The sequence below is a fragment of the Turicibacter sp. GALT-G1 genome (assembly GCF_025594995.1).
GTDB classification, from domain to species: domain Bacteria; phylum Bacillota_I; class Bacilli_A; order MOL361; family Turicibacteraceae; genus Turicibacter; species Turicibacter bilis.
In genome coordinates this window covers 88387-111462 of the sequence record NZ_JAMQUS010000007.1, presented here as the reverse complement: position 1 = coordinate 111462, position 23076 = coordinate 88387, and the positions used below count along the sequence as shown (strand labels likewise).

20 protein-coding genes and 1 pseudogene are annotated in these 23076 nt (G+C 33.1%); 17 read left to right on the top strand and 4 right to left on the bottom strand.

All coding sequences use genetic code 11. The features are described 5' to 3' along the window. Together NEH74_RS01480 and NEH74_RS01475 are read left to right on the top strand one after the other, a co-directional pair. The coding region (locus NEH74_RS01480) for an IS66 family transposase (protein ID WP_262940957.1) at positions 1-396 on the top strand (396 nt) is incomplete at its 5' end. A gap of 126 nt (positions 397-522) precedes the next feature. Continuing rightward, positions 523-1846 (top strand): annotated as a pseudogene (locus NEH74_RS01475) (IS3 family transposase). 110 nt (positions 1847-1956) lie between these two features. Here the strand turns inward: NEH74_RS01475 and NEH74_RS01470 are convergent. The 3 genes from NEH74_RS01470 to NEH74_RS01460 are packed head-to-tail and all read right to left on the bottom strand — an operon-like array spanning position 1957 to position 4307. Next, the gene (locus tag NEH74_RS01470; RefSeq protein ID WP_055305899.1) at positions 1957-2550 is read right to left on the bottom strand and encodes a hypothetical protein; all 594 of its coding nucleotides are present in this window, start codon (positions 2548-2550) and stop codon (positions 1957-1959) included. Positions 2551-2572: 22 nt separating this feature from the next. After that, entirely contained in the window at positions 2573-3214 is a 642-nt protein-coding gene (locus tag NEH74_RS01465) for a YesL family protein (protein ID WP_055305900.1), read from the bottom strand. A 25-nt stretch (positions 3215-3239) separates the two neighbouring features. Then, positions 3240-4307, bottom strand: a complete 1068-nt coding sequence (locus tag NEH74_RS01460; protein ID WP_055305901.1) for a LacI family DNA-binding transcriptional regulator — start codon at positions 4305-4307, stop codon at positions 3240-3242. Between the two features lie 499 nt (positions 4308-4806). Here NEH74_RS01460 and NEH74_RS01455 point away from each other — a divergent pair, with 499 nt between their 5' ends. The 12 genes from NEH74_RS01455 (at position 4807) to NEH74_RS01400 (ending at position 17592) form a co-directional block, all read left to right on the top strand. Beyond that, positions 4807-5754, top strand: a complete 948-nt coding sequence (locus tag NEH74_RS01455) for an ABC transporter permease (protein ID WP_055305902.1) — start codon at positions 4807-4809, stop codon at positions 5752-5754. Between the two features lie 9 nt (positions 5755-5763). Further along, positions 5764-6663 (top strand): carbohydrate ABC transporter permease, encoded by a 900-nt coding sequence (locus NEH74_RS01450; RefSeq protein WP_055305903.1) that lies wholly within the window; start codon positions 5764-5766, stop codon positions 6661-6663. 31 nt (positions 6664-6694) lie between these two features. Continuing rightward, positions 6695-8356 (top strand): extracellular solute-binding protein, encoded by a 1662-nt coding sequence (locus tag NEH74_RS01445; RefSeq protein WP_055305904.1) that lies wholly within the window; start codon positions 6695-6697, stop codon positions 8354-8356. Between the two features lie 49 nt (positions 8357-8405). Beyond that, positions 8406-9878 carry a glycoside hydrolase family 32 protein gene (locus tag NEH74_RS01440; RefSeq protein WP_055305905.1) on the top strand — a complete coding sequence of 491 codons (1473 nt, stop codon included), beginning with the start codon at positions 8406-8408 and terminating at the stop codon, positions 9876-9878. Positions 9879-10517: 639 nt separating this feature from the next. Beyond that, complete coding sequence (gene tnpB / locus NEH74_RS13660; RefSeq protein WP_370456890.1) at positions 10518-10691, top strand: IS66 family insertion sequence element accessory protein TnpB; 174 nt, start codon at positions 10518-10520, stop codon at positions 10689-10691. A gap of 720 nt (positions 10692-11411) precedes the next feature. Then, on the top strand, positions 11412-12851 hold the full coding sequence (locus NEH74_RS01430) for a DEAD/DEAH box helicase (RefSeq protein WP_055305906.1): 1440 nt from the start codon (positions 11412-11414) through the stop codon (positions 12849-12851). A gap of 192 nt (positions 12852-13043) precedes the next feature. Next, positions 13044-13772, top strand: coding sequence for a DUF434 domain-containing protein (locus tag NEH74_RS01425; RefSeq protein ID WP_055242185.1), 729 nt, complete (start codon positions 13044-13046; stop codon positions 13770-13772). Then, positions 13765-14319, top strand: a complete 555-nt coding sequence (locus NEH74_RS01420) for a DUF3793 family protein (protein WP_055242187.1) — start codon at positions 13765-13767, stop codon at positions 14317-14319. The genes NEH74_RS01425 and NEH74_RS01420 overlap by 8 nt, the downstream gene beginning before the upstream one ends. 230 nt (positions 14320-14549) lie before the next feature. Then, positions 14550-15434 (top strand): glycoside hydrolase family 73 protein, encoded by an 885-nt coding sequence (locus tag NEH74_RS01415; RefSeq protein WP_055305382.1) that lies wholly within the window; start codon positions 14550-14552, stop codon positions 15432-15434. Positions 15435-15651: 217 nt separating this feature from the next. Then, positions 15652-16200 (top strand): DUF3793 family protein, encoded by a 549-nt coding sequence (locus tag NEH74_RS01410; protein WP_055242190.1) that lies wholly within the window; start codon positions 15652-15654, stop codon positions 16198-16200. A gap of 23 nt (positions 16201-16223) precedes the next feature. After that, positions 16224-16649 carry a flavodoxin gene (locus tag NEH74_RS01405; RefSeq protein ID WP_055305384.1) on the top strand — a complete coding sequence of 142 codons (426 nt, stop codon included), beginning with the start codon at positions 16224-16226 and terminating at the stop codon, positions 16647-16649. Positions 16650-16752: 103 nt separating this feature from the next. Continuing rightward, a complete protein-coding gene (locus NEH74_RS01400; RefSeq protein ID WP_262940956.1) occupies positions 16753-17592 on the top strand; it encodes an SH3 domain-containing protein in 840 nt (279 codons plus the stop codon). Between the two features lie 25 nt (positions 17593-17617). On the opposite strand, the gene NEH74_RS01395 is transcribed toward NEH74_RS01400, so the two are convergent. Further along, positions 17618-18268: a phosphoribosyltransferase gene (locus tag NEH74_RS01395; protein ID WP_055305385.1), complete on the bottom strand. Its 651-nt coding sequence runs from the start codon at positions 18266-18268 to the stop codon at positions 17618-17620. Positions 18269-18452: 184 nt separating this feature from the next. On the opposite strand from NEH74_RS01395, the gene NEH74_RS01390 reads away from it, so the two are divergent. From NEH74_RS01390 to NEH74_RS01380, 3 genes are all read left to right on the top strand, one after another. Continuing rightward, positions 18453-18710: an SH3 domain-containing protein gene (locus NEH74_RS01390; protein WP_055305386.1), complete on the top strand. Its 258-nt coding sequence runs from the start codon at positions 18453-18455 to the stop codon at positions 18708-18710. 708 nt (positions 18711-19418) lie between these two features. Beyond that, on the top strand, positions 19419-20102 hold the full coding sequence (locus NEH74_RS01385) for a hypothetical protein (protein ID WP_262940955.1): 684 nt from the start codon (positions 19419-19421) through the stop codon (positions 20100-20102). Positions 20103-20211: 109 nt separating this feature from the next. Next, positions 20212-23043 (top strand): DEAD/DEAH box helicase, encoded by a 2832-nt coding sequence (locus tag NEH74_RS01380; protein ID WP_055305387.1) that lies wholly within the window; start codon positions 20212-20214, stop codon positions 23041-23043. Positions 23044-23076 lie beyond the last annotated feature (33 nt).

The window sequence follows — 23076 nt, the reverse complement described above, 5'->3', positions numbered from 1 at the left end:
TTATTAGAATACTATAAACATTTACCACGAGATAAGGTTCAAGAATTTGGGCAGCGATATCAAACAATCATTGAAGAAGGCTATCTGGCGAATCCTTTAAAAGCTCATGAAAAAAATACAGATCCAGTTCGATTACTCAATCGTTTATCGAAACGACAAGAAGAGGTGCTAGAATTTCTATATCAAGTTGAAGTTCCATTTGATAATAATTTAGCTGAGCGTGATGTCCGAATGACTAAAACGAAACAAAAAATATCAGGCTGTTTTCGAACAGAAAAAGGGGCTCATTGTTTCGCACGAATCAGAGGATTCATTTCAACTTGTCAAAAGCAAGGATTAACGATCATTGAAAGTATTGAAACCATTTTAAGAGGAAATACGATTCAATTTTCATAAAATACAAGAGGGGGACTTCATGAAATGGGTACCTCTTTTTAGCTTACCCTCTTGTACTAGGCTGAATAGTTACCTTTTATTTTATAATAGAAAAAAAGATAACTTAAGAGAAGTATGGTGAAGAGAATGAGTCAAAAGAAGTTTACAGATAAAGAAATCAACATTTTAAATAAAAACCCTTATGTTAAAAAGGTATCAGAAAAAGCAATTATTTGTCATGATGAATTTAAACGTTTATTAGTTGTACAACTAGATGAAGGAAAAACTCCTCGTATGTTTTTTTAACAAGCAGGATTTAATGTTGAGATGATCGGCATGAAACGGATTGGATCTGCTGTTTTTAGTTGGAAATTGGCTTATGAAAAACCTGGATTATTTGGATTAAAAGATACGCTTCCGATGAATTCGGCACGTCGTTTAAATAGAGAGTTAACCGCTCAAGAGCAGACAGCTAAGCTTGAAGCTAAAATTAAATTATTAGAAGCAGAGAATGAATTATTAAAAAAGGTATATTTGATGGAGAGGGGGAGACTAAAGTAGTTAAATCCCTCACTCCTTCACAGAAATATGAGTTAATTACACAAGTCATTGAACACTTTAACTTAAAAGGTGTCATCGGCTATTTTTGTGATACCTTAAACGTCTCACGCTCAGGCTATTATCGCTATTTTAGTGGTGATGCAAAATAGAATCGACTAAAATGTGAAGAAGTGGATTTAATGGTTAGGGATCTTATTTTGAATATTTTTAATCATCGTGGATACAAAAAAGGATCTCTTCAAATTAAAATGACATTAGAAGGTGAAATGGGGATTGTTTATAGCCTTAAACGAATTAGACGCATCATGAAAAGATAGAGAATTATCTGTCCCCATCGTCGAAGGAAACCCTATTTAAAACAACTAAAAGCAACAGAAGAACATCGCGTTTTTAAATCGAGAATTTAGAGAAGAAACACCAGGTAAAGTCTTACTCACTGATATTACTTATTTATATTATGGAACTGGAAAAGTAGCCTATCTATCGATTATTTTAGATGCCTCTACCATTAAAATTTTATCTTATCATGTTTCGGATAGTTTAGGGATGCCATTGGGGACTGAAACCATTGAAAAACTATTTAGGAATAAACGAATCCCACTTCATCCAGAAGCGTTTATCCACTCTGATCAAGGAGCCATGATACCAGCCCAACCTTCCAAGCTCTATTAAAGAAAAAGGGATTAGGTCAATCCATGTCTCGAAAAGGAAACTGTTGGGATAATGCACCACAAGAATCTTTCTTTGATTACTTCAAAGATGAATCCCTATTAAAGAATGCCAAACATTAGATGAGGTAAAATACGAAGTCAAACGATATAAGATGTATCATAATATAGCACGTTATCAATGGAATTTAAAAAAGATGACTCCTGTGGGGTACAGAAATCATCTTTTAAATGTAGCTTAACTCATGTTTTTTTGAAATGTCCTTGACATAGGTTCCAGATTACCTTATTATTACGCTTCTTAATTCATATCAAGTGATAAATACTGATTGAAAAAAAGAGTGTTAGAAATTTAAGGATATAAATAATTTAAAAAAGTTAATACAGTATCTTTATTTGAACAATTTTTAATTATTCCTAAATATAGATTCCCATTAAAATTAAATTTGGACATTAAAGGGCTATTCGTTATCTCGATAACAGAGGAAGTGTCGTCAATAGTTAATAAGTGGTTTTGTAGAGAACTATTAGAACTTAATTCATCCAGAGAATATAGGAAATCATTTTCACTAAAATAATTTAGAGAAGAATCATCCATTATGACTATGTCTAACTGTTGAGCATTGATTGTTGCTAGAAGTTTTAAATGTGAGGCATAGGTGATTTCGTATTCTTCTTGAGTTGGATTATTTTTAATATAAAGATTATCGTAAAGTTGTACTTTAGCATCATCAATAGTAAGAGTAGTAATAAAATTATCACTTATAACAAGTGATGCTTGATCACTTAAATTAACATTAACTAAACCGATATTAAGAATGATATCTTTTCTAAATAGGAGGCCGTGAGTTATATTAATGACGAAGTATAGTAGTAGGATAATAGCTAAAACATGAAATTTATAATAGTCATAAAAATATCTTAATTTATTAAATTCCACACTCATTTATATATTTCTCCTTTATTTTCTAGACTAGTTTTTGTTCGTCAAGCCTTTTAGTTTTCTGTTCACATTGAAGTATAATATTAGACATTAAATAAGAACTAATTAATGCTGTGATTCCCATGCCAAAGATAATAAGTGGTGTGAAAATAAATATAATTGTATAAAAAATGATAAAATGAATGAAAGTGATAACAGCGCTACACATTAAAAAACGAAGTCCAATTATTAAAGCATTTTTAAATACATAGAGTGTTTTATTTTCAAATTTAGAAATTAATGGATAAATATAAAGGCTAATGAGAAGATAAGCTACACAAGCTACGAAATACGAGGCTAATAGGATGGTCCAAAAAATATTATCTAGACCTTTATGATATAAAATGTAACCATCAATTAAAAGAAGGGTACCTAAAAGTGTTAAAATTATCCAAACAGAAGTACTTTGTTTAAAATTTTGTTTAAAAGATTTAATGAAATCTTTAGTAAGATTACCTTCTTCATTACGAACAATTTTTAGTGAGACACTATATAAAGCTGTCGTTGAGGCTCCGATAGTAAAGATAGGAATTGAAAATATAAACCATAAAATATTTAAATAAGCACTGTAGCAGATGTTTGTGAGTGCTTTTGAAACAGGACTGTTATACTCGAATAGATTACCCATGAAAAATCTCTCCTTTTTAATCTCATTAGTGATTTGTTGATTCTCTAAGTATGAGTGTTGTTTCGGTATACATCTTACGGTAATTTAAAGTAGGTTCTTTAATTCTTGAAAATAATAGTTCAGCAGCACAAACCCCCATTATTTGACTGTGGATATGAATAGTTGTTAGTGGAGGAGATATAATCCTTGATTCAGGAGAATTATCAAATCCACATAAAAGAACATCATCGGGAACCTTATAGCCTTTAATTTTTAAAACGCTAATAACATCTAATGCAATAAAATCATTTGCACATATAAATAAATCAGGTAACTCATCTAAATTATCAAGGCAATTGTGCAAGTATTCCAAATATGAACTTTGTGTTTGAAGCGATTTATCTACATTATGATTTGTAAAACAGAATTTATCATAATACTCTATATTATGAAACAATAGACCATTACGAAATGCTAGGTAGCGTTCATAGAAAGATTGACAGTGATTAATTTCTCCAATGAAACCTATTTTTCTTTTGCCACGATGAACCATTTCTGAAATAAGTTGTTGAATTCCTGATGTGTTTTCCATATACAGGAAATCGGAATTAATAGGATTTGATGTTAGAACATGTGAATCTACGAATAAGATAGGGATATTTAAATTACTAATCATATGATTATAATCTTTATCAAACATTTCAAAACAAATAATCCCAGCACAAGTATGTTTGTTAAAAGAAGAGGGAAGTTTTAATGAGCTTAATTCTTCAGGTAAAACTCTGATGATTGTAAGCGTATAATTTAATTGTGATAATTCACGTTGAAATTTATCAAGCATTAATGATGCAAAGTGTGAATTATTTAAGAAGGTGGATGTTAATAAAATGATTTCACTTTGTTTTATAGAATTAGAAACTAGATCGTTGAAATTATTAAAGTTTGAAAATTCTGCGATTGAAAATTGTTTATATCCCATTTCTATAGCTTTTTGCATAACTTTTTCCCTAGTTGCTTCTGCTATAACTCCAGTATTATTAAGTGCTTTAGAAACAGTATTTCTAGAAATACCTAAAGCATCAGCAATATCTTGAATTGTTACTCTATTTGACATATATCCTCCTTATTTTTATCATTCTAATATTGATATTTTTATCAGAATGATTTTTTATATTTATATAAGTAGTGAAATATATTTCATAATCTCAGAATCAGGTTTATCCTATCAATATTTTTGACAGAAAGATCAACTATTGTCATGCTAAAATTTTCTCAGTTATGAAAACTTATCAGGACTTATATATTTAGGTTTAGTGAATGATTGGGTATCGGAAAAATATAGAAATATATAATTATTATAATATACGAATAAAAAATAGTCAATTGCACAATGTTTGCGCTTTATAATGTAACAAAAATTGTGCAAACGACAAAAGATAATTTGTGCAATTAATGGTGTTGTAGATGTAAGATTTGGGATATTTTTTGGTTAAAAATAACAATATTTATTGACAATGTGTAAAAACACTGATATAAATACTAATGTAAACGGTTGTAGTGTTACATTTGTAAAAGTATTGTGGAGTGAATTAATTTTAGAAAGGAGAAGAGTCATGGAAAATAGCGCACATGTTTTGGGAAATAACCAAGTGAAAAAGCGTGGTAGATCAAAAGAAACAATATTATATATAAAATCCCACTGGCAGTTATATGTGATATTTCTTTTACCAGCTTTATTATTAACATTGGTATTTAAATATTTACCAATGGGAGGGGTATTAATTGCATTTCAAGATTATAATCCGATAAAGGGGATATTGGGAAGTGAATTTGTTGGTTTTGAACACTTCATAAGATTTATGAAATCTCCAGATTTCATTTTATATCTAGTTAATACCTTAAAGTTGAGTATATATGGCCTACTATGGGGGTTCCCAGTACCTATTATCTTAGCTTTCCTATTAAATCGGATTAGTAGTTCTAAAATAAGACAAAAAGTTCAATTGGTATTATATTTACCTAATTTCATATCTGTTATCGTATTGTGCGGTATTATACGAATATTATTATCAGTAAATGGGCCGCTTAATTTATTCTTTAATACAGATATAGACTTTATGACTATGCCCTCAGCATTTCGTACAATTTATATTGCCTCAGGTATTTGGCAAACTGCTGGATGGGCTTCGATTATGTACACGGCTGCACTTTCGAATGCAAGTAAAGAGTTGAAGGAAGCGGCGATTATCGATGGAGCTAATATTTTTCAACAAATTAAGGCTGTTGAATGGCCAGCGATTAAAGATATCGTTGTGATTCAATTTATCTTAGCAGCAGGAAATGTTATGAGTATCGGCTTTGAAAAAGCATATGCGCTGCAAACAGATTTAAACTTACAAGCTTCTGAAATAATATCTACATATGTTTATAAAATCGGATTGCTACAGGGTGATTATGGATTCTCAACAGCAGTAGGATTATTTAATACAGTAATTAATATTATTTTATTAGTTTTAGTGAATAAAATTATTGCTAAAATGAATGACGGAAAAGGATTGTAGGTGAATAGTATGGAGAGGATAAAAAAATTTCATAAGCTATGTGTTAGTGATAAGTTATTTTTACTGCTATCGTTTTTGGTATTGGGGTTATTTTTATTAGCTATTATAGTACCTGTATTATATATTATCTTTGCATCATTTGTTGATCCAGTAACTTTACAAAATCAAGGAATTACTTTTGATTTCAGTAAATGGACCTTAACAGCATATGAAAGGGTAATTGATAATGCATCAATTTGGACAGGATTTAAAAATGCTATTATTTACTCAGTGTTATTTACTGTCATTTCGGTTATAGTGACGTTGCTAGCGGCTTATCCTATGTCAAGAGAAGATTTTAAAGGTAGAAAGATTTTTAATCTAATATTTATGATTACAATGTTTTTCGGGGGAGGATTAATTCCAACATATTTATTAATAAGTGATCTAGGATTATTAGATTCAATTTGGGCCATAATTTTGCCAGGGGCTTTTAGCGTATGGAATATGATTATTGCTAGAACGTATTATAAAGGTATTCCAAGTGAGTTAAGAGAAGCTGCAGAAGTAGATGGTGCTAATGAATTAGTCTATTTCTTTAAAATCTTATTACCAGTTTGTTTTCCAATTATTGCAGTATTATCATTGTGGCAATTTGTTGGAATGTGGAATAGTTATTTTGATGCAATGATTTATTTAAATGATGCATCTAAGCAACCATTACAACTTGTATTGCGCTCGATATTAATTCAAAATCAACCTGAGTCTGGAATGATTTCAGATATACAAAGTACGGCTGAAAGAGCTCAGCTAGCGGAGTTATTAAAATATTCTACAATTATTATTTCGAGTTTACCCTTAATTGTGATGTATCCATTTTTCCAAAAATATTTTGATGGAGAAATCATGTTAGGATCGATTAAAGGGTAATATAAAATACAAAATTTATGGAGGGGAAAAAATGAAATGTAGAACAGTTATGCAGGGAATTAGTCTTTTTTTAGCGTCATCTATAGCCTTAGTCGGTTGTAGTGGGAATAAAGTAGAGTTAAGAAGTCAAACGGATTTTCAAGAGGTTGATGTAGCAACTCTGCAATTTCCTTTACAAGAAACGACGACTATCAAAGGAATGACAACGTTTCCAGCTAATACGGAATCTAATCCAAATAACCGCACAATTTTTAAAAGGTTACAGGAGGCTACTAATGTAGAGGTGGAGTGGACAGCCATTCAATCAGATCAATGGGGAGATAAAATCACATTAGCAATGTCAGATGTTAATACATTACCTGATTTTGTAATGAATGCAGGATTTTCTACAAGTGATTTATCAAGATACGCACAACAAGGAGTTATTCTTCCATTAGAAGATTATATTGAAGCGTATATGCCGAACTTGAGTAATATATTAAATAAATATCCAGAATATAGAACTATGATTACTGATTCAGAAGGACATATTTGGTCTCTACCTTGGATTGAGCAATTAGGTAGCGGGAAAAAAGCTATTCAAACAGTTGGAAATATGAGTTTTATTAATCAAAAATGGCTTGATTTCTTAAATTTAGAAATACCTGAAACGGTAGAGGAATTTGAAGAGATATTAATTGCCTTTAGAGATAATGCGGAAGCTTTACAAAAAGAATTTAATATAGATGGAGATATTATTCCAATGTCTTGTATTATTAATGATGGTGATCAAGATCCTTCAATATTAATTAATGGATTTGGGGAAGGATACGGCGATCCAGATAAAAGTAGACATATTGCAGTAACAGATAATCTAGAAGTCATTAGTACTACTGTACAAGAGGGGTACAAAGAAGGTATTCAATGGCTACATTCTTTATATGAGCAAGGTTTAATTGATGCAGAAGCGTTTACTCAAGACTGGTCTACATATGTCTCAAAAGGGAAATCAGGACGTTATGGAGTTGCTTTTAGTTGGGATATTGCAAACATTGATAATCTTAATGATTGGGTTCCATTACCAGTTCTAACTGCTGATGTGACAAATTTAACAGCTCAAAATGGTTCATTTACTAGTGGTGTAGATGTTGGGCGTGCAGTAGTGACAGCTGCAGCTGGAAATCCAGCATTAGTATGTGCATATTTAGATCAAATGTATGATCCATTTCAATCTCCACAAAACAATTGGGGAACTTATGGTGAAGATGATGAGTTTGATATCTTTGAATTAGGGAAAAATGCAGATGGTGAAGAAATGTTACAACATGCGCCTCTAGGTGATGCATCACCTGTTGAAGTTCGTGAAGCTGAGTCTGTTGGTGGCCCATTGGCTATTCTTGATGAGTATTATGGTGTTTATGTTACTACACCAGCTGATGCACAATATCGTTTAGAGTGGATTGAAGAGTACTTTACACCAGATATGAATCATGAATATGTATATCCTGTAGTTTTTATGGATCAAGAAGATACTAAACGCTTAGCAAATCTTCAAACTGATTTGGAAAAATTAATGAATACTAAAAAAGCTGATTGGATTAAAAATGGTGTTACTGATGAAGAGTGGAGTCAGTACCTGAAAGATTTAGACGCTTATGGACTACAAGAATATTTAGAAATTCATCAAAAATATTTAGATGCAGCTTATGAATAATTAGGATAATAACGTATCTCAATATGTCTGGGAAATGAGGATATCAAATATGAATATAATTTTAAATAAAGCTAGAGAGTATGAGATGAATCATGAGGGTGCAATTAAGCTACAAAAACCTGACTTTCATTTAGCATCACGAGTTGGGTGGATGAATGACCCTAATGGATTTAGTGTTTATAATAATGAATACCATATGTTCTATCAATATCACCCATATAGTGCTTCATGGGGACCGATGCATTGGGGACATGCTAAAAGTAAAGATTTGATTAATTGGGAGTATCTGCCTACGGCGTTAGCACCTGATCAAGAGTATGATCAATTTGGATGTTTTTCTGGAAGTGCTGTAACGTTAGATGATGGTAAGCACCTACTTATGTATACAGGTGTGAAAAAAGTAAAACTTCCAAATGGTGAGGAAACCGATATTCAAACACAATGTATTGCCATTGGAGATGGTGTTAATTACAAAAAACATCCAAATAATCCAGTTATCACAGCAGATATGCTACCTGAAGGATGTAGTAAAGTAGATTTTAGAGATCCTAAGATATGGAGAAAAGAAGATGGTAGCTATTTATGCGTAGTAGGAAATAGACCAGCAGATGGTAGTGGACAAGTTGTTCTATTTAGTAGTAAAAACGCAATTGATTGGAAATATGAAGATATTTTATCTTATAATGGAAATAGGCTAGGGAAAATGTGGGAGTGTCCTGATTTCTTTGAGTTGAATGAAAAAGGTGTATTATTAATTAGCCCACAAGATGTTTTACCACAAGGATATGAATATGGAGGTGGGAATGTAACGGCTTGCTTAATCGGTGATTTTGATAATGAGAACAATATCTTTAAAGAAGAAATTAATCATGCAATTGATTATGGGTTAGATTTCTACGCTCCACAATCTGTTCTTACTGAGAGTCAAAGACGGATTATGGTAGGATGGATGGCAAATTGGGACACAAATGGTTTACAAAATCCAGGTAGAGAATGGTTTGGACAAATGAGTATACCAAGAGAACTACACGTTATAAATAATCGATTAATTCAAAACCCAGTTAAAGAAATTGAAAATTACCGAAAAAATAAGGTTGAATATCAAGAAGTTACATTCAAAGGTAATAAAACATTTGAGGCTGTTAAAGGACGAAGAATTGATTTAGAAGTTATCGTTAAACCAAGTATCAACTGTGATGAATTTTCAATTAAACTCGCACAAGATGAAGTATGCTATACTGCAATTAAATACGATGTGAAAAAATCCTTATTAACAATGGATAGAAAATTTTCGGGTTGTAGAAGAGCTGTTTTGAATGAAAAAAGTGCAATAGTACCATTAAAAGATGGTTTGTTAAAACTCAGACTCATTTTAGATAAACAAAGTATTGAGACATTTATTAATGATGGTGATAAAGCAATGACTATGTTAATCTTTACTGATTTAAATGCTGAGGGAATTTCATTTTTTAGCGATGAAGAGATAACGCTAAATCTTGTAAAATATGATTTAGTGAAATAATTAAAGATTAATTTTTTTAGACTAACGAATTGTTAATACAACTGTGACACTTTCTCATGAAATAGCTCGACTCCTACCAGAGAGGGATACCACTTCGTGGGGAGGTGACCTATGCAGTTTTCCACCCTAAACATTTTTGTAGTCGATGATTAATGAGGCACTCTGCCTCATTAATCTCTTCATTACTTCCTCTTTGCCAAGACGAATAGGCATCTGCGAAATAAACAGTAACTTTTAAATCAGCTTCTACTTTGGAATAACAAGCAAACGCTTTTCCTCAATCGGAAGTACGTCATATAAATATGTCTATTTTGACCCCTAACTTTGAGCTATACTGTAGCTATCAAAGATAAGGAGGTCAATTTTTTATGAAAGAAAATCATATTATAGTTCCAGTCACATTGAGTGACCCTAATTTAAAGTCTTAGTCAGCATCTACGACCGGTAAGGATATGCCTGCCTGTTACTTTAAAATTAAGGATACTGAAGTCACGTTTTACAATGGGGAAATAAGAGTATATTTTAGATGAAGTTTTAATGGAGCTGTTTAAGTATGCTTATTAATTTTACTACGATTCAAAATATCTTTAAGCCCTACTAATGGGGGGAGGCATTTACTTCGTAAATGGTCGGTGATCCATTGTTTGTCGCCACAACGATATGCGTTGTGGGAATGAGGGTTTAACTAATGTCCTCACTGATAAATATGATTTAGATTTATTTAATCAGACTATCTTCTTATTTTGTGGGAGAAAAAAGATTGAGACAAAGCTTTATACTAGGATCGTGACGGATTTATGTTGTTATATATAGAAACAGAAATGTATTTCATCATTCTACATCAGTCTTAGTTAATCGATTGCTTTAATACTAAGACAGACTATCGTCCAGGGGTCACCTAGCGATTTCTGAAAGAAATCTACTCCTCCTTTGCTAGGGTATGGGTCACCTACCATGCGAAGCATGTTTCCTCCATTAGTAGGGCTTAAAAGTTTTCCGATATGAAAAACTTATCTGGACTTATATATATTAGAATCGAAAATGAAAATTTACAATGACCACAAAATCAAGATGTAAAACAGGTTGCTTATACTAATAGAAATAAGCGGTTTTTTCGATAAAATCTCTTATTTCTATTTTTTTATGATTACTTATACTAGTTGTAATGATAAACCCTTTTCAAAGTAGGCGACTTGGATGACAGAACTTGAACAACAATTAATAGAACGAAATAAAGCTTTATTCACTAAAAATCAATCACTCGCAGAAAAATTTCGCCAACTAACTGTGCAGATTCAGTATATGAATAAAAAGAGATTTGAATTTTCTAAGTGAGAAGACGAAGGTAGCTGATGCTCAAATTTCATTATTTTAATCCGATAATGTTCAGAATTTGGTGTGGTAACTTCTTTATGAGTTTTTTTATGGGTCACATACAATATTACAATCTATCTGATAAAAATTAAGTAATGGCGTCAAAAAGACAAATAAGTGATATAATAAAAGATAGTAATAATTAAAAGAGGTATAAAGATGACAACATTTAATGAATTCAAACTTAGTTCAGACATTTTAAAAGCATTAAATGGACTGGGGTATCATGAAGCTACAGAGGTTCAAGCCCAAGTTATTCCAACCATTTTAAATAAAGAAGATCTAATGGTTCAATCAAAAACGGGAAGTGGGAAAACAGCATCTTATGGAATTCCAGTTTGTGAACAAATAGATTGGGAAGAAAATAAGCCTCAAGCACTTATTTTAACTCCTACTCGAGAATTAGCCGTTCAAGTTCAGGAAGAACTGATGCATATTGGACGCTTTAAGCGATTAAAGGTAGTTGCTGTTTATGGGAAGTCTCCGTTTAAAGATCAAGTTCGAGAATTAAAACAAAAAACACATATTGTTGTTGGAACACCAGGGCGAGTATTAGATCATATTGAGCGTGGAACATTAAATTTACAGCAAATTAAATCTGTTATTTTAGATGAAGCTGATGAGATGTTAAACATGGGATTTATTGAGACGGTGGAAATGATTTTAAAGATGACACCTAAGGCACGTCAAACGATGTTATTTTCGGCAACGATGCCAAATGCAATTAAAAAGTTAGCAAAGAACTATTTATCGCAGCCGACAGAAATTAAAATTGAATCGAAATCAATTGCAACCGATTTAGTTGAGCATGCGTTATATCCTGTTCGAATGCAAGAAAAAGTTCGTTTACTACAAGAGTTATTAACCGTAGAAAATCCAGGTCGCTGTATTGTATTTTGCTCAACACGCGAAGCAGTAGACGCTTTATATCAAGGATTAAAAGCAAAAGGTTATCCTGTGAATCGTCTACATGGAGGAATGGAGCAAAGGGATCGTCTTGAAGTGATGCGAAACTTTAAAATGGGACAGTTTTCTTTTTTAGTCGCAACGGATGTAGCAGCACGAGGAATCGATGTCAGTGATTTAACACACGTGTTTAACTTTGATTTACCTGAAGACCAAGAATCTTTTGTTCATCGAATTGGTCGCGTCGGGCGTGCAGGAAAAGTCGGGAAAGCGATCACGTTTGTAACTCCATTTGAGACTAAGTTATTAGAGCAGATTCAAGCTTATATTGGATTTGAATTGCCAGTGATTGAACGTCCAGTGGCAACAGAAGTTGAAAAAGCAAGAGCTGCCTTTGAAGCGAAATTAAAAGAACGTCCGAAAATCAAAGTGCAAAAACATGCAGATGTCAACAAAGAAATTATGAAAATCTATTTAAATGGTGGAAAGAAAAAGAAACTTCGTGCGATTGACTTTGTTGGAACCATTTTATCTATTGATGGAGTTGAGAAAGAAGATATTGGAATTATTGATATCCAAGAGAATGTGACCTATATTGATATTTTAAATGGTAAAGGTTGGAGTGTCATTGATGGGTTAAAAACGAAGACCATTAAAGGGAAAAAACTAAAGGTTCAAAAAGCGTATAACTAAACGATTTAAAAGATGAAAAGTAAGGTCGGCAAATTCGCCGATCTTTTTTTGATATGATTAATACGTTGGTAAATGGACGGAAATGCTAGTTTATTGCATAGCAAATCCATCAATTTGTCATACTAGTTTTATTAAGATATAAAAGCAGACGGGGAGGATTTCGTCTGCTTTTTTTCAAAATGAGGTGTAAAAATGGTACGACGTGGGTACGATAGCCAAGACGAACGCTGGTTTTCCCAAGTAGAATTGGAGAAGTTAAAACAGGCAAATCATGATATTACTTGGCTCATCAATCGAGGTTATAAACTAGAAGGAAGTGTTACTTTTGTTAGTAATCGCTTTTTATTTTCAAACCGCCAACGTGAAGCATTAAAGCGTGTTATTTGTGCAAGCACATGTTGTTTAAAACGTATGGAAAAAGAGTTACCACTAGAGCAGATGAAAGGAAAGACACTCTATATTGATGGGTTCAACTTAATTATTACACTTGAAGTGGCATTAAGTGGTGGCACCTTAGTATTTGGGAATGATGGGAATATTCGTGACTTAGCAGGACTTCGAGGCAGTTATCGAATGATTGAAGAAACTGAACAGGCTCTTCAACTACTGGGACAATTTTTAAAGCGATATGAAGTTTCGCATGTCATTTTCTATTTAGATGCACCTGTTTCAAACTCTAAACGGTTAAAATCCAGTATTTTATCGATGATGAAAGCCATTCCTCTTTCTGTTGAAGTGGAATTAGTTCCGAATGCAGATGTGCTACTTGTCAATAAAGAATATGTCGTGAGTACAGATGCTGCTATTTTAGATTCATGCCTGAGTTACTTCAATCTATCAAAAGCGATAATTCGAGAGAACCAAGTGAGTGCCATGATGGTTGATTTTAGAATGAAAGAAAGAGGGAGTATCGATGATTGAATTTATCATTAACTATTGTGCGCCAACACTTGCTCATATTAAAGTGGCTAATTTATTTAGCTATCCGCTCACATCTCTAGAAACTCTCAAAGAAGAGTTAAGGGCGGTCAATGAACAGATAAACCCATCTGGTATTTACGCCACGTTACTTAAAATTGGAAAGAAAAGAGCTTTAATTTATGTCTATCAGCAACAAGCGTTAGAAATTGAATTAAGAAAATTGAACGTAAAACAATTTTTGACGACGATTGGGTATCAATCCTTTAATCTTAAAGATTGTTTGAATTTTTTAAAAAAACGTTTGATGATCAGTGAAGCATTTCCACATGAAATAGGATTTTTCCTCGGTTATCCGTATGATGATGTCATTGGATTTATTGAACATGAGGGGAAAGACTATGCTTACAAAGGATACTGGAAGGTTTATGCAAACGTTGAGGAAATGAAACATCTATTTAAAAAATATGCAGATTGTAAACAATATTACCTTAAGCAATATGAACAAGGCATATCGCTACAATGTTTGTGTGATACAATAATAGATTAATAGATAAGACGTAATCATTCTTATGTATCGTAAAAATTTGACTGCATATATCGTCGGTCTGTATGAAGAACGTTTGATGATTTTACAGTTTTTTTACCCTTTTATTATGAAATATGGATTATTTTTCGATATGATAAATCAGTGAAAATGGATAATTAGGAGCGTGATTGTCAACTAACGATACTAACAATGTTGGTGAGTTTGACGAATAAAGCAGGGAGGCAGAGAGTATGAGGAAACGATATCTAATCGGATTCTTTATTGTAACCCTTCTCATAAGTATGGGGTTGACGTGGAAACTAAAGATGTCTGTTCGTCCGTCTTTAGCGAAAGAGTTACTAGATTTACCTTATATCGTTAATAAGGTGGACGAGCTTGGCGGTGAGGACCTTCAATTAAATTGGCAAGAAATTGTGTCAATTATTGCAGTGGACCCGAAAAAAGATTTGAGTCAAATCTCAGAGGAAGAATTACAGCAACATGCTTCACTTTTTATTAGCCATTATCAAGTCTTATCCTTTGATGAGGTTCTCAATCAATTAGATTTAAATGAGAAAGAAAAAAAGAGGGCCTATGAGAACTTGAATCAATTAAAACATTATGGTTATATTCCTTCTAAAACGAATCCTGAATCTTTTGAGATGAGATTTATTGAGTCGATTAAAGCAGGGGCGATCGAAAACTATCAGTTATATGGCATTTTACCGTCTATTACGATTGCCCAAGCGATATTAGAATCTGATTGGGGGCAATCAGATTTAGCCAATCAAGCGAATAATTTATTTGGAATTAAAAAAGGGACGAATTGGTCAGGTGAAGTCATGAGTTTTGAAACGAAAGAAGGCTTTGATGAGTATATTATCGATGAGTTTAGGAGTTATCCATCGCTTAATGCATCCATCATTGATCATGGTCAATTTTTAGTAGCCAATTCTCGTTATACTAAAAGTGGCGTGTTTGAAGCTAAGACCTATAAAACACAGGCAAAAGCATTAGAAGAAGCGGGATACAGTACCGCTAAAGATGAAAATGGGGATAAAATTTATGCTAAAATGCTGGGTCAATTAATTCGTCAATATAATTTACAATTAATTGATCATGCTGTGTTATATTGATAGAAAACCTCTATTTTTAAATAGAGGTTTTTTTGATTATATTTAGAACTTAATCTTTGAGTCTTTTAAATGATTGGTTAACGTGGTATAGTTTAAGCAACAAGTTAGCGTCAGCTAACTTGTTGAAAAGATATTTTTTTAAATAGATATTAGAAAAGTCTTTTATTTTTAAGATTTAGTTAGCATAAGCTAACTTGAATAAAGTGGAGGGATAAAGATGCAGAAGTATTTAGTTGAACATTGTGCACCCACGTTAGCGGGGCTAAAGACAGCGAGTTTATTTAATTTATCTTTTTCAACTCGTGAAGAGTTGGATCAAAAGGTGTTGATGGCGAATCAAATGTTAAATGATAAAGGTCTTTATTGTGAAGTTTTACGACTGCGTCAAACCTCAGCTTTGATTTATGTGTATCGTCATCAACAGTTAGAAATGGATTTATCAAGATTAGAGAGTCAACAACTCTTATTAAAAGTTGGTTATTCCAGTGTGGTGCTAAGACCATGCCTAGAATTATTAAAGGAACGTCTTTGTTATCAAGAAACATTTCCTCATGAAATAGGATTATTTCTTGGCTATCCTGTAGAAGATGTCGTTGGATTTATAAGGCATCAAGGGAAAAATAGTAAGCACACAGGATATTGGAAAGTGTATGGGGATGTAGTGGAGAGTATTAAGCTCTTTACAAAGTTTAAAAAGTGTAAGCATATCTATAAGCAACGATTTGGAAGTGGTGTTTCGATTCAGCAATTAATTGTTGCTGATTAATATAATTAAAGGAGAGTGGAATGATGAGTAAAGTTGCAGTTGTGTTTTGGAGCGGAACAGGAAATACGGAAGCGATGGCAAACCAAGTAGTAGAAGGTGCAAAGCGTAAAGGAGCCGAGGTAGATTTATTTACAGCTGCTGAGTTTGAGAAGAGCTTAGTTGCTACGTATGACGCTATTGCATTTGGATGTCCGTCCATGGGCGTGGAACAGTTAGAAGATGGCGAGTTTGAACCGATGTTTGAAGTCTGTTTACCAAAGCTTGCGCATAAGAATATTGCATTATTTGGTTCATATGGCTGGGGTGATGGTCAGTGGATGGAAGAGTGGGAGTCTACTTGTTCAGAAGCTTCAGCAAATCTAGTTTGTCAAAGCGTGATTTGTAATGATTATCCTGATGAAGAAGCATTAGATGCCTGCTACCATCTTGGACAGTCATTAGTAAAATAAGAGGAAGGAGCGGAATATTCCCGCTTCTTTTTGTCATTTAATCACTTATTTTAAAGATATATCATACGATAGCAAAAGATAGAGTGAAAGGTGTGATTAAGTTTTGAGTGAAGACATGAGAGCGCCAATTAATAAATATACCATCACAAATCTTAATTTACGAAAAGAGCCTTCTAAATCAGCTACGATTATTACGGTCATTCCAGCCTATTCTCGATTTGAGCTCATTGACTCAGATGATGAATGGTTGAAAGTATTATACGATAACCAAATCGGTTATGTTTATAAGGATTATGTTTCAGCAACCAAGATGACCACAAGTAATGTTCATTTAAGAACTAAACCATCAAAAGATTCTCAGTCTATGAAAGTGATAAAAAAGCATCAAGAGGTTGAAGTCGTCGATCAAGATGGACTTTGGAGCCAAGGTTTTTATGATGGAAAGCTTGGATTTATTTATAGCGCGTATTTAAGTAATGATGGAGCGAAGTCAGATCCAGATCCAGATAAATTAGCTGTATTCTATATGGATATGACGAAATATGTTAATGATAATAAAATTAAAAGTCCAACATCATTTCTATTAACGACAGATTTAAAAGCCAAACAAACGTATGTCTTTGAAGATAATAAAGGAACTTGGAAAGAATTATATCGCTGGCCATCTACGATTGGGGCACCGGTGACACCAACGATTACAGGAACGTTCCATATTAGTGGTCGTAAACCTTATTTTGGAACCGACCGTTATCAAGTAAAATATGCGACCCGAATTAAAGATGGTTATTATTATCATTCAATTTTATATGATCCAAGTGGCACACGAATTATCGATGATCGGTTAGGTGAGGCACTGAGTCATGGGTGTATCCGATTAGCTCCGGAGAATGCGAAATGGATTTATGATAATATTTTAGACGGTACCACAGTTGTTATCCATTAGAAAACGCCCATTGATGGGCGTTTTTTTACATGATCACCTGCTGTTTGTTGAGTAAATCGATGTAAGACTTCATTTGTTCTTCTGTGACTTGGGGAAACGATTCATAGTAAGCGCCAACTGAAGTGAAGCGATCAATGGAATGGAGACAGATGATGTCATCTACAAATTGTCGGAATGCTTCAATCGTTTCAGTTGGGGCAACAGGGACAGCCAGAATAAGTTTTTTAGGTGCGTGAGCATGAATAGATTTAATGGCAGCAAGTAGGGTGAAGCCTGTGGCAATCCCATCATCAATTAAGATGACCGTTTGATTCATCACAGGTGGGAATGTTTCACTTCCTCGATACTTCTGGAGTCGACGTTTAATTTCCATCATTTCTTGTTGAATTTGTTCTTGAATATAGTCAGAAGAAACGTCGATTTGATTAATATATTCTTCATATAATAAATAATTTCCATCCATCGTGACGGCACCGATGGCAATTTCTTTATTATGAGGGGCACCGATTTTTCGCGGAATCATAAAATCCCAATCTAGTTGATAACGGCGAATAGTCTCGAGCCCAACTTCAACGCCTCCACGGGGAACGAGTAAGATGAGAGGATAATCGTTCTCAAATCGTTTAAGTTGATTAGCAAGTTGTTGGCCTGCATCGAATCGGTCTTTAAAAAGCATCTAAATTCCTTCTTTCATTAAAAATGCTTTGATTATTATGTGAATTTTTGGTGATTCATATCATCAAAAACTAACGATTCAAAAAAAGTAACAAGGTGAGGAAAAATTTAAAAATTCATCGGTAACAAATTCAAAAAATTAGCATAAAATGCATTGAAATGTCATTAGAAAGGATGAATTTAAAGTGAAAGTTTTGAAACACCACATGTCTGTCTATCAATATACATGGACAAGTTTAAAATTACGAGCGGAAAAATCAATGATTGCTGAAGTTTTAACAGTAATCCCATCTCATACGAAATTTGAGGTGATTGATGTTGATGGCTTGTGGTTAAAAGTAGTATATGAAGGTCATATTGGTTTTGTCATTAAACAATCGCTTTCAGTCAGTGGGCTAGTTGAGAAATCATTGCAACTTAATTTTCAAAAAGAGGTTATTTAAATGATGTTAGCTTGTAAAATTGAGGAGCAAGTTGAGAAAAGAAGTGACAATCTGAAAAAAAGTATCTGACAGAATATAAAATCCGACAAATTCTGCCGGTTAAAATTTTTATAATAGAAAGGTAAGGGAAGAAAAATAGAAAATAGATATTGGGGTGTCATTTTCTATTTGGAGAATTAAAATAGGTAGTGTATTGTATTCTTTGCTAGAAACTTTACCTAAAAGCCATCTGGATTTGAAATCGAGATGGCTTTTTTTATGATGAAATCAGAAAAAATTGCAAACGATATAAAGATAAATAGGGTTGATTGTTGTTATGACCAGGATTACGATAAGTGGTTAGATGAATGGGATCAATAGATGAAAAATACATGGGATAGAGGATTTCATAGCATCATATAAATATAGCTACTGATATTAGCAGGGGGGATAATATCGTTAATTTCTACTAAATCGTTGACTTTCAGTGTATTTAGAGCGTGAGTCATTTATGATTAATTGTGCTATTGATCAACGTAAGATTCCTCTTCAAATTTTAATGAAGTTAGTCACTTATTTGGTGAACTAGTGAAAAAGAGGGTTAGGAATAAAAGCTTTATCGCATAAGAAGAACATGAATGGCTTATATTAAAATTCCTTAGTATAAATAGAGGCTAGCTGATAAATACTACTGAGAGCTTGATTAAACAGTAGATTTGAGGTGATCAAATGAATGAACAAAGAAATGAGGCCGTATGGTATTTTGTCATGAGTGTGTTGATAGCATGGATTTGTCTAAAGTCGTTTGATTTTCTAGGAATTGCAGGTCATCTTTTATTAGTTATAGCTATAGGTTTAATGGGGATTGGATTTATAAAATTACCAATGATAAAAAATAGGAAACATGAAAGATATAATCATCGACTTCATCAAGGAATGCAATTAAATGAAGTCTATCAAAAGTTGAAACTAAGTTTTGATGAAGAAATGGGAGATGATAAGACGATCATTTATGTAGATAGTCGACATAATAAATGGTTTGTGATTCAAAAAGAAAAGGTTATGCCAGATTATAAAAGGATACATATTTTTGATTTTTGTGATATTGTCTCAGTCGAGTTAATAAATGAACGAAGCTTTTATAAGAATCAACTCAATTACCGCACTGTCGATGAAGTTTGTACAAGACTTGAAGTACAAGTTATGACTACAAACATCAAGATGCCAGAAATTCATTTACGATTTATCACTGCAGATGTTTTTTGTTCATCAAAGCAGTATCAAAAGATATTAAGAGAAGTGGAATATATAAAGACGATATTAACAAGCATGAAATATCAAGGTCATGATGAGTTATATGGATGGGGCGAGAATATAAAATATAAGGAGGAAAGAGAGGAAGTTATTGAATAAAAATAAAGCTAGAGGAAATCCTCTAGTTTTATTTTTGTCGTAGATCGATTGAGGAATACTGTGCTAAAATGATCTTATTGTAAGTGAAATGTTGTAAGGAGTGTCAGAGATGGAACAAGAGACAGTATTTATTCGAAACCAAGGTGGCGTGACAGTACTGAGTGACTTACTTCAATCACTGGATCAGTGTGAAGGTTTTTGTTTTACGGTGGCCTTTATGACGTTTGGTGGAGTTCAGCTATTAGTTCAAAAGTTAAGTGAATTGGAACAACGTGGTATTTATGGTCGCGTTTTGACATCAACATATCAGCAATTTTCAGAACCGAAGGCGATTGAGAAGTTACAATCTTTTAAAAATATAGAAGTTCGTTTATATGATCAAGTCATTGAAGGGGGACTTCATGCAAAAGGTTATCTATTTATGAAAGGAGAGCTTGTTGAGGTTTATATTGGTTCATCCAATTTAACGACGAGTGCATTAAAAGAAAATATTGAATGGAATGTGAAGTTAACTAAATCAAAGAGTGATGTAATGGTTGAGGACGTATTATCTGATTATGAATTGTTATGGGAAGCTGCAGGTAGTTTAACGAAAGAGAAATTAGAAAAGTACAAAGCCAGCTATCAAAGATTTAAGGCTTTTGAAAGAGAGAGCTTGTTAGAAGTAGAAGATGCACTATTATTACCAAGTGAGGTTCGTCCAAATCTGATGCAACAAGCGGCCATGAAACGACTGAATTCACTTCGTCAAAGAGGAGAAAAGAAAGCTTTAGTGATTGCAGCAACAGGAACTGGTAAGACTTATATGTCGGCATTTGATGTCAGTCAGGTCAAACCTAGAAAGTTATTGTTTGTAGTGCATCGAGAGGAGATTTTACGAAGTGCGAAGGTCACGTTTGAGAAAGTAATGGGGGATTGTAATATATCGATGGGGCTTTATACGGGGAATGTGAAAGAGATAGAGGCGGATTATTTATTTGCAACGGTACAGACGATGTCGCGTTACTATGAGCAGTATCCACGTGATTATTTTGATTATGTCATTATTGATGAAGCACATCATGTTGGTGGCCAGTCCTATCAAAAATTATTAGATTATTTTACACCTAAATTTTTACTGGGAATGACAGCAACACCAGAACGTTGTGATGATTTTAATATTTTTGATTGTTTTGATGGTCATGTTGCATTAGAGGTTCGTCTTCGTGAAGCACTTGAAGAAAATTTGATTGTTCCTTTTCATTATTTTGGGATCCGTGATATCGAAGGTGTGAATTTAAGTGATGTTAAGTTGGATCAAATTCATGAAATAACAAAGCGACTTAAAGTCAATGAACGGGTTAATTTTATTTTAGAGCAGATGCAATTATTTGGGTATGATGGGGAATATCGTAAGGCAATTGGTTTTTGTGTTAGTGTGGAGCATGCGGAGTATATGACGCAAAAATTTAATGAAGCGGGAGTTGTAAGTGCTTGTTTAACGGGGAATCATTCTCCCGAAGAGCGACAAGTCATAATTCAACGTCTAGAAGATGATCAGGATCCATTAGAAGTGATTTTTACGGTTGATATTTTTAACGAAGGAGTCGATATTCCATCTATTAATTTGGTACTTATGCTTCGTCCGACACAATCGCCAATTATCTTTATCCAACAATTAGGTCGTGGATTACGTAAGCAAGAAAATAAAGAGTTTTTAACTGTTTTAGATTTTATTGGTAATCATCATAAATCATTCTTAACTGCGATTGCACTAAATGGTGATCGTTTTTATGATAAAGATAGTTTGAAAGTAGCCGTATCAACGGGATTCCCTGATATTCCAGGAGACAGTTTTATCATTTTAGATAGTATTTCAAAGGAGCAAATTTTAACACAATTAGAGTCTGAGAATTTTAATTCGATGGCATATTTAAGGGAAACTTACCAAGAATTTAAACGAATGAATCGAGGACAGACGCCGTATATGTTAAGTGATTATTTAAAATATGAAGGGGCACCTGATCCAGTATCGTTCATTAAAAAAGAAAAAACTTATCTTAATTTTGTTGCTAAAGTTGAACAAGATTCATTTCTTTTGTCACTTTTAGGTGCCGATGAATTTGTTAAAGTAGTGCGTGAATGGTCAGGTCAACTTCCTCTAAGGCGACCATATGAGTTCATCTTATTAAATTATTTAATGCGTCATCCTGAAGTGATGCATCTAGATTTAGAGATGGCTATCAAAGAGGTATTAAAGTATGTCGATGCCGTGTGTGAGGAAAGTGTGTTACATGCCTTACAATGTTTAGGTCAAGTTTATTATGACACAGGTGAAGTTTCTCAGTATTTAAAACTTTTCGAGTGTCTCGGTCAAACGATAGTCGTATTACCGGTGTTTAATCAATTACGTCATGCCCCTCATTTTAAACCTTATTTAGAAGATGTCTTAATGTATGGATTAGTCCGTTACCAAGAGGAATTTGGAACTAATGATTATGGATTACCTTTCTTCAAGTTATATGAATCTTATATGATGAAGGAGGTTGCTAAACTGGCAAACTATGATAAAAAACATAGTGCATTTAGAGGAAGTGGATTGTTAACCTATCAGAATGATTTCTTCTTATTTGTTGATTTACATAAAGAAGAAGACATAAAAGAAAGCATTAATTATCAAGATCAGTTTATTTCAGCAGATAAGTTTCAATGGCAGTCTCCAAATGCTACAACTCAAGATTCAGAACGTGGACAAAAGATTATTCATAATAAAGAGAAGGGAATTAATCTTCACTTATTTGTGCGTAAATTTAAAAAGATTGATGGTGAAGTTCAACCATATATCTATATTGGAAGAGGAAATACCATTCACGCAGAAGGAAATAAGCCTATAACGATTCAAATGGAACTTGAGCATAAAATCCCAGCAGCGTTATATCGAGAATTTAATTATAAAGTATAACAAAAAAGAGTCTAGAACCCTTAGGTTTCAAAG

Bases quoted from the DNA above. Each gene is read 5' to 3' on its own strand.
- NEH74_RS01430 (WP_055305906.1), top strand. From the start codon at position 11,412: ATGACAACATTTAATGAATTCAAACTTAGTTCAGACATTTTAAAAGCA.
- NEH74_RS01395 (WP_055305385.1), bottom strand. From the start codon at position 18,268: ATGCTTTTTAAAGACCGATTCGATGCAGGCCAACAACTTGCTAATCAA.
- NEH74_RS01450 (WP_055305903.1), top strand. From the start codon at position 5,764: ATGGAGAGGATAAAAAAATTTCATAAGCTATGTGTTAGTGATAAGTTA.
- NEH74_RS01465 (WP_055305900.1), bottom strand. From the start codon at position 3,214: ATGGGTAATCTATTCGAGTATAACAGTCCTGTTTCAAAAGCACTCACA.
- NEH74_RS01470 (WP_055305899.1), bottom strand. From the start codon at position 2,550: ATGAGTGTGGAATTTAATAAATTAAGATATTTTTATGACTATTATAAA.
- NEH74_RS01445 (WP_055305904.1), top strand. From the start codon at position 6,695: ATGAAATGTAGAACAGTTATGCAGGGAATTAGTCTTTTTTTAGCGTCA.
- NEH74_RS01385 (WP_262940955.1), top strand. From the start codon at position 19,419: ATGAATGAACAAAGAAATGAGGCCGTATGGTATTTTGTCATGAGTGTG.
- NEH74_RS01460 (WP_055305901.1), bottom strand. From the start codon at position 4,307: ATGTCAAATAGAGTAACAATTCAAGATATTGCTGATGCTTTAGGTATT.
- NEH74_RS01380 (WP_055305387.1), top strand. From the start codon at position 20,212: ATGGAACAAGAGACAGTATTTATTCGAAACCAAGGTGGCGTGACAGTA.
- NEH74_RS01405 (WP_055305384.1), top strand. From the start codon at position 16,224: ATGAGTAAAGTTGCAGTTGTGTTTTGGAGCGGAACAGGAAATACGGAA.
- NEH74_RS01415 (WP_055305382.1), top strand. From the start codon at position 14,550: ATGAGGAAACGATATCTAATCGGATTCTTTATTGTAACCCTTCTCATA.
- NEH74_RS01440 (WP_055305905.1), top strand. From the start codon at position 8,406: ATGAATATAATTTTAAATAAAGCTAGAGAGTATGAGATGAATCATGAG.
- NEH74_RS01425 (WP_055242185.1), top strand. From the start codon at position 13,044: ATGGTACGACGTGGGTACGATAGCCAAGACGAACGCTGGTTTTCCCAA.
- NEH74_RS01410 (WP_055242190.1), top strand. From the start codon at position 15,652: ATGCAGAAGTATTTAGTTGAACATTGTGCACCCACGTTAGCGGGGCTA.
- NEH74_RS01455 (WP_055305902.1), top strand. From the start codon at position 4,807: ATGGAAAATAGCGCACATGTTTTGGGAAATAACCAAGTGAAAAAGCGT.
- NEH74_RS01420 (WP_055242187.1), top strand. From the start codon at position 13,765: ATGATTGAATTTATCATTAACTATTGTGCGCCAACACTTGCTCATATT.